Origin of the sequence: Paraburkholderia sp. JHI869, from assembly GCF_038900775.1 — a bacterium.
Classification (GTDB): Bacteria; Pseudomonadota; Gammaproteobacteria; order Burkholderiales; family Burkholderiaceae; genus Paraburkholderia.
The window spans coordinates 97,594-113,150 of record NZ_JAYMSC010000020.1 but is presented as its reverse complement, the minus strand read 5'-3'; the positions used below and the strand labels follow the sequence as shown (position 1 = coordinate 113,150).

Here is a 15,557-nt window from a genome sequence, read left to right as displayed (position 1 = left end):
GGCGCTAAAGCGCCAACTCCGGACCGACAGGAGATAAGACATGTCTAGCATCGGACACGATGTAGCTGGCGGGCACGGTCACGTGCACGGCGACCACGCGCACGCCACGCCCCACGGCTGGCGACGCTGGCTGCTCGCGACGAACCACAAGGACATCGGAACGCTGTATCTGCTTTTCTCGTTCGTGATGTTCCTCTCGGGCGGCGTCATGGCGCTCGCCATTCGTGCGGAGCTGTTCGAGCCGGGCATGCAGATCATGCGCCCCGAGTTCTTCAACCAGCTCACCACGATGCACGGTCTGATCATGGTGTTCGGCGCGATCATGCCGGCGTTCGTGGGCTTCGCGAACTGGATGATTCCGCTGCAGATCGGCGCCTCGGACATGGCGTTCGCGCGCATGAACAACTTCAGCTTCTGGCTGCTGCCCGCTGCCGCGTGTCTGCTGGTCGGCTCGTTCTTCTCGCCGGGCGGCGCGACCGCCGCGGGCTGGACGCTCTACGCGCCGCTCTCCACGCAGATGGGCCCGGGCATGGACTTCGCGATCTTCGCGGTGCACATCATGGGCGCCTCGTCGATCATGGGCGGCATCAACATCGTCGTGACCATCCTGAACCTGCGCGCGCCGGGCATGACGCTCATGAAGATGCCGATGTTCGTGTGGACGTGGCTCATCACCGCCTACCTGCTGATCGCCGTGATGCCGGTGCTCGCAGGCGCGATCACGATGCTGCTGTTCGACCGCCACTTCGGCACGAGTTTCTTCAATGCAGCCGGCGGCGGCGACCCGGTCATGTACCAGCACATCTTCTGGTTCTTCGGGCACCCCGAGGTGTACATCATGATCTTGCCGGCGTTCGGGATCGTTTCGCAGGTGATTCCGGCGTTCTCGCGCAAGCCGCTGTTCGGCTATAGCTCGATGGTGTACGCCACGGCATCGATCGCGATTCTCTCGTTCATGGTCTGGGCGCACCACATGTTCGCGACCGGCATGCCGGTCACGGGCCAGCTCTTCTTCATGTACGCGACGATGCTGATCGCCGTGCCGACGGGCGTGAAGGTGTTCAACTGGGTCGCCACGATGTGGCGCGGCTCGCTCACCTTCGAAACGCCGATGCTGTGGGCCGTGGGCTTCCTGATCGTGTTCACGTTCGGCGGTCTCTCGGGCCTCATGCTCGCCATGGCGCCGCTCGACATCCAGTATCACGGCACTTACTTCGTGGTCGCGCACTTCCATTACGTGCTGGTGGCGGGGTCCTTATTCGCGTTGTTCTCAGGGTGGTATTACTGGGCTCCAAAATGGACCGGCTGGATGTACAACGAGACGCGCGGCAAGATCCACTTCTGGTGCTCGCTCATCTTCTTCAACCTCGCGTTCCTGCCGATGCACTTCGTCGGTCTCGCCGGGATGCCGCGCCGCTATGCCGACTATCCTGCCCAGTTCACCGACTGGAACCAGGTGATCTCGATCGGTGCCTTCGGTTTCGGACTTTCTCAGGTGTACTTCCTGTTCGCGGTGGCGCTGCCGGCTTATCGCGGCGGCGGCGATCTGGAAAAGGCCAGCGACAAGCCGTGGGACGGTGCAACCGGCCTCGAATGGACCGTGCCGAGCCCGGCGCCGTTCCACACGTTCGAGAATCCGCCGACGGTCGAATAAGCCGTTGAGTTTGTGGCGTCCGGCTGTGCGCAGCCGGACGCAAACGAAATCCGCGGTCTTCAACCACGAATGCATGAGAGGCGCTTCACGATGCAAGGAGAAGCCGCGGCCAACCGCGCTGAACGCATGACCCGGGACCCCCAAAAAAGACGCACGCCTGAGCAGATCCGCGCGGGCAATCTGCGACTCGGTCTGATTTTGCTGGCCGTCGTAGTCGGTTTCTTTGTGGCTGCCGTCGTCAAGCAGGTGTATTTCCCCGGCCACTGACGCGAGGCGCGTTGGCCGGAAGATCGTTCGAGGAAGTCCGATGTCCACGCAAGCTGGAAATGATCGCGCATTCAACCGGTCGATGCTCATCAAGCTCGTCGTCGTGGCGCTGCTGATGTTCGGGTTCGGTTTCGCGCTGGTGCCGATGTACCGCGCGATCTGCCAGGTCACGGGCATCAACAACCTGGTCCAGCGCGACGCCACCGAGCGCGAGGCGCGCAACACGCAGGTGGACATGACGCGCACGATCTCGGTGGAGCTCGACGCGAACGCGCGCGGGTTGCTGGGGTTCAAGCCGGAGCAATCGAGCATCGACGTGCACCCGGGCGAAGTCATGACGGTGATGTACGACATTTCGAACAACGAAGGACGCACGATCGACGCGCAGGCCATTCCGAGCTACGCGCCGAAGCAGGCCACGGAGTACTTCCGCAAGATCGAGTGCTTCTGCTTTACGCAGCAAACCTTGAAGGCGAACGAGACGAAGCGCATGCCAGTGGTGTTCGTGATCGACCCGAAGCTGCCGAAGGACGTGAAGACGATCACGCTGTCGTACACGTTCTTCGAGCTGAACAAGCCGGCCGTGCCGCCGCCGCCGAAGCAATCGGCGGGAGCATGACGCTGCGGCGCCGAGGTCAACGTTGCCAGGAGGCGAAAGGCGCATGAGCGACGAACGCGGCGGAGCGGGGCCGGCCAAGAAGAAAGGCGGCATCCTGCAGGTGATGAAGGCGGTGGCGTGGTCCTTCCTCGGCGTGCGCAAGCGCGCCGACCTCGAAGACGACGCCGCGAACCTGCACCCCGTGCAGTTGATCATCGCGGGCATCATCGGTGCGGTGCTGTTCATCGTCGTGCTGCTGTTGATCGTGCACGCGGTAGTGGGATGAGATTCTCGCGCGCCATGCCGCGTGCGAGACAGTGAATAACGAGGACACACTCGGGTACAAGCAGCCGGCGACGTCCGGTGCAACTGGAAATTGGAGAAACAGGCATGAGCGGCCAAAACGATAGCCCGTACTACTTCGTACCGCACCCGTCGCGACATCCGATCAGCGCGTCCATTGGGCTTCTGGTCATGCTCGCGTCGCTCGCTTCGTGGATCAACGGCGAGTCGTGGGGGCCGATCGGCGTGCTCGTCGGCCTGCTGTGGCTGCTCTTCACGCTATGGCACTGGTTCGGCGACGCGATCGCCGAATCCGAGGGCGGCATGTACGGCAAGCGCGTCGACGTGTCGTACCGCTGGAGCATGAGCTGGTTCATCTTCTCGGAGGTGATGTTCTTCGGCGCGTTCTTCGGTGCGCTCTTCTACGCGCGTGCGATCGCCCTGCATCAGCTCGGCAGCCTCGACTACAAGCTGATCTGGCCGGACTTCTCGGCCGTCTGGCCGAACAACGGTCCCGCGGCGCTGGTCTCGCACTTCCGCTCGATGACGCCGTGGCCCGTGCCGACCATCAACACGGCGCTGCTGCTCTCCTCGGGCGCGACGCTCACCGTCTCGCACCATGCGTTGCGCGACAACCATCGCTCGAAGGCCATTGCCTGGCTCGCCGCGACGATCGTGCTGGGCGTGTGCTTCCTCTTCCTGCAGGCGTTCGAGTACATCCACGCGTACGGCGAACTGAACCTCACGCTCGCTTCGGGCATCTACGGTTCGACGTTCTTCCTGCTCACGGGCTTCCACGGTTTCCACGTGTTCCTGGGCGGCACGATGCTGACCGTCGTGATGATCCGGCTCATTCGCGGCCACTTCACCGCGGAGCATCACTTCGCCTTCGAAGGCGCGGCGTGGTACTGGCACTTCGTTGACGTGGTGTGGCTCGGCCTCTACGTCGTCGTGTACTGGCTGTGAAGCGTGGTGCGCCGCGCAGGCCGCGGCGTTTGGGAAGAGAATGAAACAAGGCGCCGCCCGACCTCGTCGGCGCGGCGCCTTGTGTTTTCGGCGATGGGGTTTGCGCTGCGGTGTTCGGTGATGGTCAGCCGGGCTCAGCGACCGTAAGGAATCCCGGTTGACTGAATCCAGCCCATCCAGTGTGCGAACAGGATGAACAGAAAGAGCGAGATGGAAAGACCCACGCGCGTGGCGAGCGACCAGACCATCCGCTTGGTGCGGCCCCGGTCGTGCATCATGAAGTAAAGCGCAGAGATCATGCTCGCGATGATCAGCGCGAACGCAACGGGGACGAGTATGTGCATGAAGTTCACGGAATTTGGCATGCCTGAAAACGTCTGTCTCATTATCGCACCGTGCCACACGGCGCGGGGTTCGATCACTGGTATCTTCCGCATCGGACGTACCCAATGAAATTCCGGCTCGTCCCCGCATTGCTCATCCTGATCGTGATGGCCGTGACGATCCGGCTCGGCTTCTGGCAACGCGACCGCGCGCATCAGAAGGAGGCACTGCAGGCGCAAATCACGCAGTACGAATCGTCCACGCCGCAACCGGTGGGTGCAACGCCGCTCGCGCTGAAGGACATCGAGTTCCATCGCGTGCGGGCGACGGGCACCTTCCTGCCCGAGCGCGTGGTGTATCTCGACAATCGTCCCTATAACGATCAGCCGGGTTTTTATGTCGTGATGCCGCTTAAACTCGAGGGCGGCGGCTACGTGCTGGTGAATCGCGGCTGGTTGCCGCGCAACATCGCGGACCGCGCTGCGATCGCGCCCTATGTCACGCCGCAGGGGCCGGTCGTCGTGGAAGGCATCGCGCGCGCAAACGCCTCGCGCGCGTTTGAACTCGGTGCGGGCGGCTCTGCAGCGCATCAGAAGATACGGCAGAATCTCGCCGTCGCTTCCTACGCAGCGGAAACCGGGTTGCCGCTGCAACCGTTCGTGATCCAGCAGACCGGCTTCGTGCCGGCCGTCAAGGACGGGCTCGTGCGCGACTGGCCGGTGCCGGATACCGACGTCGAGCGCAACTACGGCTACATGCTCCAGTGGTGGGGCATGGCGCTCGCGGCGCTCGGTTTCGGTCTTTTTGCGGCTCGTAAAGCTGCGAAAAGCGCTGCGACAAAAGAGCGCACCGAAGGCGAGACCAGGCGGCATACCGAAGAGCCCGGAAGGCAAAACGCCGGCAGCGCGAAGGACGCCTGATGATCCGTCGGACGAATCAATTCCGTTCCGACGTGATCCCGGCAATGGCGCTGCATATGCGGCGCATGGACAACTGAAAGCGACAGAAGCGAGGTACCACGAGAGTGTCGACGCAATCCCCCCGTTCCGCCCAGGTCGCACAGCCGGCCGCCACGCCCGCTCAGAAGGGCTCGAAGCGGCGTGGCCGCTGGACGCTGCTCGTCATCATGCTGATCTGCGGCGCGCCCATCGCGATTTCGTACTTCACGTACTACGTCATCAAGCCCAAGGGTGGCACGACGAGCTATGGCGCGCTCATCGAGCCGCAGCGGCCCATTCCCGACGCGCTCATGGTGACGGGCGACGACGGCCACGAAGTGCCGCTCGCCTCGCTCAAGGGCCGCTGGCTCATGATCTCGGTGAATGGCAGCGCCTGCGACGAGGCGTGCGCCACGAAGCTTTACTTCATGCGCCAGGTGCGCGCGACGCAGGGCCCGGAGCGCGAGCGCATCGTCACGGTCTGGCTGCGCACCGACGACGCGAGCGTCTCCGAAAAAGTAAAGGGCGCCTACGCGGACACGCGCATGCTGCGCGCCGATCCGGTCGCAGTCGCCGCGTGGCTGCCCGCGACGGAAACGACGAAAGACACCGATCACATCTATCTGGTCGATCCGAACGGCAACCTGATGATGCGATTCCCGGCGAATGCCGATCCGTCGAAAATCAAACAAGACGTCACTAAACTGCTCAAGTGGTCCCGCATCGGTTAAGGTGCGCAGCGCGAGTCTGACAGAGAAGAGTAAGAGAGATGTTTATCCTGGAGCTGGGCCTGATCGGCCTGTGCATCGCGTTGCTGCCGCTCTCGTGGGTCTGGGTGAAGGCCGACGACAACAAGTTTCGCAAGCTCGTGTGGCTCACGACGTTCATGACGCTCGACCTCGTGATGTTCGGCGGCTTTACGCGCCTGACCGATTCGGGCCTCGGCTGTCCTGACTGGCCGGGTTGCTATGGGACTTCGTCGCCGTTCATCGCGCATGTGCAAATTGCCGCAGCGCATCTCGCCATGCCGAGCGGCCCCGTGAGCATGACGAAGGCGTGGATCGAGATGATCCACCGCTATTTCGCGATGGCGATCGGAGTCCTGATCATTGCCCAGATGGCGATTGCCTGGCGCGCGCGCGTCAAGCGCCTGCCGCTGCACGTCTCGCCGTGGTGGCCCACGGCGCTGCTCGGGCTGATCCTCGTGCAGGGCGTGTTCGGCGCATGGACTGTGACGATGAAGTTGCAGCCCATCATCGTCACGACGCACCTCCTGCTCGGCCTCACGCTGCTCGGCTCGCTCGCGTGGCTCGCCGCGCGCATGACGCCGCTGCCCGCGTACGAGCCCGACGCCGCGCGCTGGCGCGTGGCCGCACTGGCTGCGCTCGTGCTGCTCGTCGTGCAGATCGCGCTGGGCGGCTGGGTGAGCACGAACTACGCGGTGCTCGCGTGCACCGACTTCCCGACCTGCAACGGCGCATGGATTCCGCCGATGGATTTCCATCACGGCTTCCACCTTTGGCGCGCGCTCGGCATGGACGGCAACGGTGACGTGATCACGCAGGACGCGCTCGTCGCGATCCACTGGACGCATCGTACGTTCGCGTTCGTCGTGATCGCTTATCTGGTATGGTTCGCCCTCAAGTTGCGACGCTATGCCTCGCTGCGACGCCCGGCAAATTGGATCATGATCGTGATCTTTATCCAATTTCTGACAGGGCTTTCAAACATCGTGCTGCAGTGGCCGCTGCCCGTGGCAGTGGCGCACAACGGTGGCGCGGCGATCCTGCTGCTTTTGGTCGTCGTGCTAAACTTTCGAATTGCTTGTAGCCGCCCCGGCCGCGCCATTCTCCCTGCGCGCGACACCGCTGCGGTGTGATCCCGCCCTATGGAAAGTACAACCCTATCCCAGACGCCCGGTAGCCGGATTTCCCAATATCTCGCGCTCACCAAGCCGCGCGTCACGCAACTGGCCGTGTTTTGCGCCGTCATCGGCATGTTTCTCGCAGTTCCTGGCATGGTGCCCTGGAAGCAGTTGATCGGCGGCACCGTCGGCATCTGGCTGACGGCAGGCGCGGCCTTCGCGATCAACTGTCTGGTCGAGCAAAAGGTCGATGCGCGCATGCGTCGCACGTCGTGGCGTCCTTCGGCGCGCGGCGAGATCACGAGCCGTCAGATCCTGATCTTCTCGGCGATCATCGGCGGCATCGGTATGTGGGTGCTGTACACGTTCACCAATCCGCTCACCATGTGGCTCACGGTCGCGACCTTCATTGGCTACGCGATCATCTACACGCTGCTGCTCAAGCCCGCCACGCCGCAAAACATCGTGATCGGCGGCGCCTCGGGCGCCATGCCGCCGGCGCTCGGTTGGGCCGCCGTGACGGGCCACGTGCCCGGCGACGCCTGGATTCTCGTGCTCATCATCTTCGTGTGGACGCCGCCGCACTTCTGGGCGCTCGCGCTCTACCGCCGCAAGGACTACGAAAACGCCGGCCTGCCGATGCTGCCCAACACGCACGGCGAGAAGTACACGCGTCTGCATATCCTGCTCTACACCGTGATCCTGTTCGCGGTCACGCTGATGCCGTACATCTCGGGCATGAGCGGCGTGCTGTATCTGGCCTCGGCCGTGCTGCTCGGCGCGGTGTTCCTCGCTTACGCCTGGAAGATCTACATCGAGTATTCCGACGCACTGGCGCGCAAGACTTTCCGCTATTCGATCGTCTACCTCTCGTTGCTGTTCGTGGCGTTGCTCGTCGACCATTACGTGCATGCGCTCATCGCGGCGTAACGCTATGGCCCACCGCACGCTTGCGCGCGTCGCGCGCGCCACGGTCGTCGCGCTTGCCGCTGCGCTCGCGCTCGGCGGCACGTTGGTTCTGGAGGGCTGCGGCCAGCAACCGCCCTCGTTCACGAACCTCGACATCACCGGCAACACGCAGTTCGGCAAGGACTTCGCGCTGCCCGACACGAGCGGCAAGACGCGCACCCTCGCCGACTTCAAAGACAAGGTGGTCGTGCTGTTCTTCGGCTACACGCACTGCCCGGACGTTTGCCCGACCACCATGGCCGAGCTTTCGCAGGCGCTCCAGCAACTGGGGCCCGATGCGGCGAAGCGCGTGCAGGTGTTGTTCGTCACCGTCGATCCCGAGCGCGACACATCGCAGATCCTGAGCCAGTACACGGCTGCGTTCAATCCGACTTTCATCGGGCTGCGCCCGGCCAACGAGGATCAGCTCAAGCAAGTGGCGAAGGATTTCCGCGTGTATTACGCGAAAGTGCCGGGCAACACGCCGGACAGCTACACGATGGACCACACCGCCGCGAGCTACGTGTTCGACACGACCGGCAAACTGCGTCTCTTCGCGCGCGACGGGCAGGGCGTCACGCCCTGGCTGCACGATCTGAAGATTCTGCTCGGCTCGAATCCAGACTAAGTGAATTCCGGCGCGTTCGCCGCGAGAGGCGGACGCACGCCGCGGCGCGCGCTTGCTGGCCGTGCTGGCATACCAGTATGCGAATTCATTATTTCCCCCAACCGGTGCCATATGAGACGATTTATATCGTCCGGCAGACGGCGCACAACGCCGCGGAACCGGAGCAACAAGAAAACCACGCAGGAACATCATCTCCATGCAGCGCAGAAATCTGATTAAAGCACTCCTCACCGGCATTGCCGCCACCACGCTCGCAGCCAGCTTCGGCGCCCGCGCCGACGACCAGGTCATCAAGGTCGGGACCGTTTCGGGTCCGGACGCGCAAGTCTGGGCCGTCGTCCAGAAGGTCGCCAAGCGCGAAGGCCTGAACGTCAAGGTCATCGAATTCAACGACTATGTGCAGCCGAACGCCGCGCTCGACGCTGGCGACCTCGACGCCAACAGCTTCCAGACCGGCCCGTATCTCGACAGCCAGATCAAGCAGCGCGGCTACAAGCTCGTGAACGCGGGCCTCACGTATATCTCGCCGATTGGCGTGTACTCGAAGAAGCTCAAATCGCTGAACGACCTGCCGCAAGGCGCGAAGGTCGCGGTGCCCAATGACCCGTCGAACGAAAACCGCGCGCTGCTGCTCCTGCAAAGCAAGGGCCTGATCAAGCTGCGCGCCGGCGCGGGCACCAACGGCAACAACGCGACGCCGCTCGACGTCGCCGAGAACCCGAAGAAGATCAAGCTCGTCGAACTCGACGCCGCGCAACTGCCGCGCGCGCTCGGCGACGTCGACGCCGCCGTGATCAACACGAACTACGCGCTCGCAGCCGGCCTGCAGCCGACCAAGGACGCCATCGCCATCGAGGACATCCACAGCCCGTACGCGAACCTGATCGCCGTTCGCGCCCAGGACAAGGACAAGCCGTGGGTGAAGAAGCTGGTTGCCGCGTACCAGTCGGAAGACGTGCGCCAGTTCATCAAGAACGAGTTCAAGGGCTCGATGGTTCCGTCGTTCTAAGGGACATTCGAGCAGCGGCTGCCTGCGTCCAATCGACGCATGAGCCCAGCAGAACCCGAACGCCGTGGCGAATGCCACGGCGTTTTTTTATTGCGTGTGCACTATCGGGATTGTTTGAAATTCAGGTTCGCAGCGTGCCGGTTTGAGGTCACTCAATTGAGACGCTAGGGAATCGCTCACGTGCGCGCTATCTTTCCTGGCGAAGACACACCGTGGTCCTATGGAGGTACTACGGTGGTCTATGTCAGATAACCTGTTGATGCCACTTTGGTCCCATTGTGGAGCCCGTTGGAGCCTTTCCAGGGTAAATCCTGATACCGAATTATGCCGGCGCAGAGCCTTGTGTGTTCGTGTAATTCATTGATTTTTAAGAATTTTTTTCGATGTCTCGCGGCGGACTCGCATTTGTTGACTGGTCTTATTGTGGTTATATAATGGGCTCGGTTTCGCACCGGACCAATCTGCACGCCACGTAGCATGCCCGTCCGGCCCCCCACGATCGTCCAACCGCTGGCGCCAAGTCCATGGAAACCCGTTGGTCTGCCCTGATGCCCGATGCGCGCAATGTGACGCCGCTCTATCTGCAGCTGGCGCGCAACCTGGCCACCGCCATTCACTGCGGCGTGTGGTCGGCCGGCGAGGCGTTGCCCTCGGAGCGCACGCTGTCGGATGCCATCGGCGTGTCGCGCATCACCGCGCGCAAGGCGATCGAGCTGCTCGTGGAGCAGGGGCTGATCCGGCGTGCTCGCGGCGCGGGCAGCTTCATCACGCCGCGCGTGGAAGATCCGCTTTCGCGCCTCACGGGCTTCACGAAGAAAATGGAGCAGCGCGGCTTCACGCCCGACTCGGTGTGGCTCGCGCGCGAGGTTCGGCCCGCGCACCGCGAGGAAATCGTGCAGCTCGGGCTCTCGCCGGGCGCTTCGGTCGCGAGCCTGCGCCGCCTGCGCCGCGCCGACGGCACGGTGATGGCCGTCGAGCATACGGCGCTGCCTGTGTCGATCGTGCCGGACCCGGAAGCCATCGAAGGCTCGCTGTATTCGTATCTGGAGCAGCGTCGCGTGCCCGTGGTGCGCGCCCTGCAGCACTTTCGCGCGGTCAACGCGACGGGCGAGATCGCGGCGCTCATGGGCGTCGAGCCGCGCGCCGCGCTGCTCGTCATCACGCGCGTGGGCTTTTCCGCCGATCAGCGCGCCATCGAGTTGACCGACACCTATTGCCGCGACGGCTACTACGACTTTGTTGCGGAGCTGCGCCAGTGAGCGCCCCGCGGGAACGGCACGCCGCCGCAATCTCTCTCATGCACGTCACCGAAGCGTCCTACCGCGCTTTGATGCGCCTCATCGGAAAACTCTCATGCTGAGCGGAAACATACTCACCCCTGAAGGCTGGATCCACGGCACGCTGTCGTTCGAAAACGGACGCATCTCCGCGATCACGGGCGAGGCCACCGATCCGGCGAACAACGACGCGCTCTACATCCTGCCGGGCTTCATCGATCTGCACGTGCACGGCGGCGGTGGTGCCGACGTGATGGAAGCCGGCGACGCGATTGAAACCATCGCGCGCACCCACGCGCGCTACGGCACGACGAGCCTGCTCGCCACCACCATGACCGCGCCGCGCGACGAACTGATGAACGTGGTCGCGGGCCTCGGCAACGTCACGCGCAACCGCACGGCGGGCGGCGCGCGCGTGCTGGGCGTGCACCTCGAAGGCCCGTACATCAACCCCGGCAAGCTCGGCGCGCAGCCCGACGCCGCCGTCTCGGCCGTGCTCGACGAAGTGCTCAAGTACCTGTCGATCGCGCCCATTCGCGTGGTGACCGTGGCGCCCGAAATCGCGGGCCATATCGAGATCATCGGCGAGATGGCGGCGCGCGGCGTGCGCGTGCAGATCGGCCACTCGCTCGCGACCTACGACGACGCCGTGGCCGCGCTCAAGCACGGCGCCTGCGGCTTCACGCATCTCTTCAACGCGATGTCGCCGCTGCATCATCGCAATCCGGGCGTGGTCGGCGCGGCGCTCGCGCATGCCGAGTACGCGGAGATCATTCCCGACCTGCTGCACGTGCACCCCGGCGCGATCCGCGCCGCGCTGCGCGCCATTCCGCGCCTGTATGTGGTCACCGACAGCACCTCGGCCACCGGCATGCCCGACGGCGAATACCGCCTCGGCAGCCAGCGCGTGACGAAGTGCCTCGGCGGCGTGCGTCTTGCCGACGGCACCCTCGCGGGCAGCACCCTCACCATGGACCAGGCGTTGCGCAACCTCGTCTCGATCGGCCTGCCGATCGCCGATGTTTCCGCGCGCCTGTCACGCTATGCCGCCGACTACCTCGGCATCGAAGACCGTGGCCGCCTCGTGCGCGGCGCATGGGCCGATGTCAATGTGTTCGATCGCGAGCTGGCGCTCACCGCGACCTACGTCGAAGGAGAATCGATTGTCGAATATGCTTAAAGAAGCGCTGGCCTCGGCCAGCGTCGTCGCCGCGCAGCTCGCGGACACCTCGCGTGTCGAGGCGCTCGCCCGCGCGCTGGATGCCGAGCCGCGCCACGTCGCGCTCACCGTCGCGCGCGGCAGTTCGGACCATGCGGCGAGCTACTTCGCGGCGCTCACCATGAGCCGCATCGGCGTGCCGGTAGCCACGCTGCCGATGTCGATCGCCACGCTCCAGCAGGCGCCCTTACGTGTGAGCGGCCAATTTGCCCTTGCTTTCTCCCAATCGGGTAGGAGTCCTGATCTCGTTGCGACGATCAAGGCACTGCGCGAAGCGGGCGCGCTGACGGCGGCAATGGTCAACGTCGCGGGCTCGCCGCTCGCCGAAGCTGCCGGCACGGAACTGCCGCTCCTCGCCGGTGCCGAGCTGAGCGTGGCCGCCACCAAGAGCTATATCGCGATGCTCGCGATGTCGGCGCAACTCGTCGGCTTCTGGCAGCGCGACGCCGCGTTCCTCGACGCCGTGCGCGCGCTGCCCGACGTGCTCGATCGCGCGGGCACGCTCGACTGGTCGAAGGCCGTCGACGAGTTGCGCGATGTCAAGCAGATGATTGTTATCGGCCGCGGTCCGGGCCTGGCCGTTGCACAGGAAGCTGCGCTCAAGCTCAAGGAAACCTCGGGCATTCAGGCCGAAGCGTTTTCGAGCGCCGAAGTGCGCCACGGCCCGATGGAGCTGATCGATCGCGATTACCCGCTGCTCGTGTTCGCACCGCGCGGGCCGGAGCAGGCGGGCCTGATCGAGTTCGCCCGCGACATGGAAAAGCGCGGCGCCCGCGTGCTGCTCGCGGCGCCCGCCGACGTAGCCGGCGCGGCGCTGCCGCTCGAAACGGCTGCCGACGCGGCGCTCGATCCGATTGCAGCGATTCTCTCGTTCTACGTAATGGCGGCAGGCCTTGCCGCTGCGCGCGGCCGCAATCCCGACGAGCCGCGTTACCTGAACAAAGTCACCGAAACACACTAGATTGGAAAGCGAATGGAACGCATCGAGGAGTCTCGCCTGATGGATCCGCATACTCGCGTCGAGGGGCACATCGTACTGGTTTCGCCACTCACCGGGCCGGTCGTGCCGCTCGCGTCGGTGCCCGATCCGGTGTTTTCGGAAGGGTTGTTCGGTGACGGCATTGGCGTCGATCCGCTTGTCGGCCGCGTCGTCGCGCCGTGCGACGGCATCGTCGTGCATCTCGCACGCACCGGCCACGCGGTCACGCTGCAAACGGCCGAAGGCGCACAGGTGCTCGTGCACGTCGGCATCGACACCGTCGAGCTGAACGGCAAGGGCTTCACGCCGAAGGTCGCGCAGGGCGCGCAGGTGCGGCTCGGCGACACGCTGATCGAGTTCGATCTCGACGTCGTCGCCTGCAATGCGCCGAGCCTCGTCTCGGTCGTCGCCATCGCCAATTCGGATGCATTCGAAGTGGTCGAGCGCGCGGGCGCAGGGCATGTCGAAGCGGGCAAGTCCGCGCTGCTCGTGCTGCGCGTGCGCGCTGGCGCGGAGATCGCCGCCGCCCACGAATTGATCGCGGACGAAGTGCGCCGCAGTGTCACGCTCACGCACGCGGGCGGCCTTCATGCGCGGCCGGCGGCGCGGGCGCGCGAAGCCGTGCGCGGCATCGACGCGCGCGTCGAGGTGCGCTTTGGCGAGCGCAAGTCGGCCATCGAAAGCGTCGTGGGTCTGCTCGCCCTCGGCGCGGGTGAAGGCGCGACCGTCGAACTCGTCGGCATCGGCAACGAGGCGCAGCGCGCCGTGGACGCCGTAGCGAACGAACTCCTGCGCGAAGCGCCCGGCGAGGCCGGTGAAGCGCCGGCGCGGCAGGTATCGCCCGCGCCCGTGATGCAGGAAGCCGCGGCCGCTGTGGCGTCCTCCGCCGAGCCGGGCGTGCTCGCGGGCGTGTGCGCGGCGCCGGGCGTCGCGGTCGGCAAGCTGGTGCGCTGGGACGAAGCCGAACTCACGCCACCCGAACTCGCGAGCGGCTCGTCGGCCGCGGAAAGCCGTCTGCTCGACAAGGCGATCGCCGCTGTGGACGCCGAGCTGAACCAGAGCGTGCGCACCGCTTCGCAGCGCGGCGCGATTGGCGAGGCGGGCATCTTCACGATGCACCGCGTGCTGCTCGAAGACCCGACGCTCGTCGACGCCGCGCGCGACGCGATCAGCCTCGGCAAGAGCGCGGGCTACGCATGGCGTGAAGCGATTCGCGCGCAGATCGCGGTGCTCGGCCAGGTGGACGATCCGCTGCTCGCGGAGCGTGCCGCCGACCTGCGCGACCTCGAAAAGCGCGTGCTGCGCGCGCTCGGTCTTTCGAACACGGCCGCGCGCACGCTGCCCGATGAAGCCGTGCTCGCCGCCGACGAATTCACGCCATCCGACCTCGCCTCGCTCGACCGCAAGCGCGTGATGGCGCTCGTGATGGCGCGCGGCGGCGCGACCTCGCACGCGGCGATCATCGCGCGCCAGGCCGGCATTCCGGCGATCGTCGCGCTCGGCGACGCGCTTCATGCGGTGCCTGAGGGCACGGAAGTCGTCATCGATGCGGGCGCGGGCCGCTTTGCCTACACGCCTAGCGCGCTCGACATCGAACGCGCTCGCAGCGAGAAGCAGCGCCTGGCGGGCGTGCGCGAAGCGAACCGCCGCACGTCGCACGAGGCCGCTGCCACGCGCGACGGTCACGCGGTGGAAGTCGCCGCGAACATTGCGACGCTGGACGACGCGACCACGGCGGTGGAAAACGGCGCGGACGCAGTCGGCCTGCTGCGCACGGAGCTGCTGTTCATCCATCGCCAGGCCGCGCCGACGGTGGAAGAGCATCTTCAGAGCTACCAGGCAATTACGGACGCACTCGCGGGCCGCACGGCGATCATTCGCACGCTCGACGTGGGGGCCGACAAGGAAGTCGACTATCTCACGCTGCCGCCCGAGCCGAATCCGGCGCTGGGTTTGCGTGGCATCCGCCTCGCGCAGGTGCGGCCCGATCTGCTCGACGACCAGCTTCGCGGTCTCGTTGCCGTGAAGCCGGCGGGCAAGGTGCGCATCCTGCTGCCGATGGTGACCGACGTGGGCGAACTCGTGCGCCTGCGCGAACGCATCGACACGTTTGCACGCGAAGCGGGCCGCACCGAGCCGATCGAAGTGGGCGTGATGATCGAGGTGCCCTCGGCTGCGCTGCTCGCCGACCAGCTTGCACGCCACGCCGATTTCCTCTCGATCGGCACCAACGACCTCACGCAGTACACGCTCGCGATGGACCGTTGCCAGCCTGACCTCGCGGCGCAAGCCGACGGTCTGCACCCGGCCGTGCTGCGTCTCGTGGCGGCGGCGGTCGAGGGCGCGAACAAGCACGGCAAGTGGGTCGGCGTGTGCGGCGCGCTGGCGGGCGATCCGCTCGCGGTGCCGCTGCTCGTCGGCCTCGGTGTGACGGAGCTTTCCGTCGATCCGGTTTCCGTGCCGTTGATCAAGGCGCGCGTGCGCAAGCTCGACTACAACGAATGTCGCCAGCGCGCGCAAAACGCGCTCGCACTCGAATCGGCGCAAGCCGTGCGTGCGGCAAGCCGCGAAAGCTGGCCGCTCGATTGATGGTTTCTGCTTCAC

Annotated in this window: 16 protein-coding genes; 15 read left to right on the top strand and 1 reads right to left on the bottom strand. The window is 65.2% G+C overall.

The genetic code is table 11. The features are described from left to right. Window positions 1–40: 40 nt before the first annotated feature. The 5 genes from ctaD (at window position 41) to VSR72_RS28690 (ending at window position 3,767) form a co-directional block, all read left to right on the top strand. A complete protein-coding gene (gene ctaD / locus VSR72_RS28710; RefSeq protein WP_342955710.1) occupies window positions 41–1,654 on the top strand; it encodes a cytochrome c oxidase subunit I in 1,614 nt (537 codons plus the stop codon). A 126-nt stretch (window positions 1,655–1,780) separates the two neighbouring features. Beyond that, on the top strand, window positions 1,781–1,921 hold the full coding sequence (locus VSR72_RS28705) for a cytochrome oxidase small assembly protein (protein WP_208867222.1): 141 nt from the start codon (window positions 1,781–1,783) through the stop codon (window positions 1,919–1,921). A gap of 40 nt (window positions 1,922–1,961) precedes the next feature. Continuing rightward, complete coding sequence (locus tag VSR72_RS28700; RefSeq protein WP_342955709.1) at window positions 1,962–2,540, top strand: cytochrome c oxidase assembly protein; 579 nt, start codon at window positions 1,962–1,964, stop codon at window positions 2,538–2,540. A gap of 43 nt (window positions 2,541–2,583) precedes the next feature. Further along, window positions 2,584–2,805 (top strand): DUF2970 domain-containing protein, encoded by a 222-nt coding sequence (locus VSR72_RS28695; protein ID WP_342955708.1) that lies wholly within the window; start codon window positions 2,584–2,586, stop codon window positions 2,803–2,805. Between the two features lie 104 nt (window positions 2,806–2,909). After that, window positions 2,910–3,767: a cytochrome c oxidase subunit 3 gene (locus VSR72_RS28690; RefSeq protein WP_342919473.1), complete on the top strand. Its 858-nt coding sequence runs from the start codon at window positions 2,910–2,912 to the stop codon at window positions 3,765–3,767. Window positions 3,768–3,901: 134 nt separating this feature from the next. On the opposite strand, the gene VSR72_RS28685 is transcribed toward VSR72_RS28690, so the two are convergent. Next, window positions 3,902–4,111 carry a twin transmembrane helix small protein gene (locus tag VSR72_RS28685; RefSeq protein WP_028201826.1) on the bottom strand — a complete coding sequence of 70 codons (210 nt, stop codon included), beginning with the start codon at window positions 4,109–4,111 and terminating at the stop codon, window positions 3,902–3,904. Between the two features lie 105 nt (window positions 4,112–4,216). Here VSR72_RS28685 and VSR72_RS28680 point away from each other — a divergent pair, with 105 nt between their 5' ends. The 10 genes from VSR72_RS28680 to ptsP all read left to right on the top strand — a co-directional run bounded on the left by VSR72_RS28680 (window position 4,217) and on the right by ptsP (window position 15,542). Beyond that, on the top strand, window positions 4,217–5,011 hold the full coding sequence (locus tag VSR72_RS28680) for an SURF1 family protein (protein ID WP_342955707.1): 795 nt from the start codon (window positions 4,217–4,219) through the stop codon (window positions 5,009–5,011). Window positions 5,012–5,115: 104 nt separating this feature from the next. After that, window positions 5,116–5,760, top strand: coding sequence for a cytochrome C oxidase subunit I (locus VSR72_RS28675; RefSeq protein ID WP_342955706.1), 645 nt, complete (start codon window positions 5,116–5,118; stop codon window positions 5,758–5,760). A 38-nt stretch (window positions 5,761–5,798) separates the two neighbouring features. Continuing rightward, on the top strand, window positions 5,799–6,908 hold the full coding sequence (locus VSR72_RS28670; protein ID WP_342955705.1) for a COX15/CtaA family protein: 1,110 nt from the start codon (window positions 5,799–5,801) through the stop codon (window positions 6,906–6,908). Window positions 6,909–6,917: 9 nt separating this feature from the next. After that, a complete protein-coding gene (gene cyoE / locus VSR72_RS28665) occupies window positions 6,918–7,823 on the top strand; it encodes a heme o synthase (protein WP_342955704.1) in 906 nt (301 codons plus the stop codon). Between the two features lie 4 nt (window positions 7,824–7,827). Next, on the top strand, window positions 7,828–8,469 hold the full coding sequence (locus VSR72_RS28660) for an SCO family protein (protein WP_342955703.1): 642 nt from the start codon (window positions 7,828–7,830) through the stop codon (window positions 8,467–8,469). Window positions 8,470–8,665: 196 nt separating this feature from the next. Then, window positions 8,666–9,478, top strand: coding sequence for a MetQ/NlpA family ABC transporter substrate-binding protein (locus VSR72_RS28655; protein ID WP_342955702.1), 813 nt, complete (start codon window positions 8,666–8,668; stop codon window positions 9,476–9,478). Between the two features lie 524 nt (window positions 9,479–10,002). Further along, window positions 10,003–10,737, top strand: a complete 735-nt coding sequence (locus VSR72_RS28650; protein ID WP_342955701.1) for a GntR family transcriptional regulator — start codon at window positions 10,003–10,005, stop codon at window positions 10,735–10,737. A gap of 94 nt (window positions 10,738–10,831) precedes the next feature. Next, window positions 10,832–11,935 (top strand): N-acetylglucosamine-6-phosphate deacetylase, encoded by a 1,104-nt coding sequence (gene nagA / locus VSR72_RS28645; protein WP_342955700.1) that lies wholly within the window; start codon window positions 10,832–10,834, stop codon window positions 11,933–11,935. Beyond that, the gene (locus VSR72_RS28640) at window positions 11,928–12,935 is read left to right on the top strand and encodes an SIS domain-containing protein (protein WP_342955752.1); all 1,008 of its coding nucleotides are present in this window, start codon (window positions 11,928–11,930) and stop codon (window positions 12,933–12,935) included. The genes nagA and VSR72_RS28640 overlap by 8 nt, the downstream gene beginning before the upstream one ends. A 12-nt stretch (window positions 12,936–12,947) precedes the next feature. Then, window positions 12,948–15,542 (top strand): phosphoenolpyruvate--protein phosphotransferase, encoded by a 2,595-nt coding sequence (gene ptsP / locus VSR72_RS28635; RefSeq protein WP_342955699.1) that lies wholly within the window; start codon window positions 12,948–12,950, stop codon window positions 15,540–15,542. Window positions 15,543–15,557: the final 15 nt, after the last annotated feature.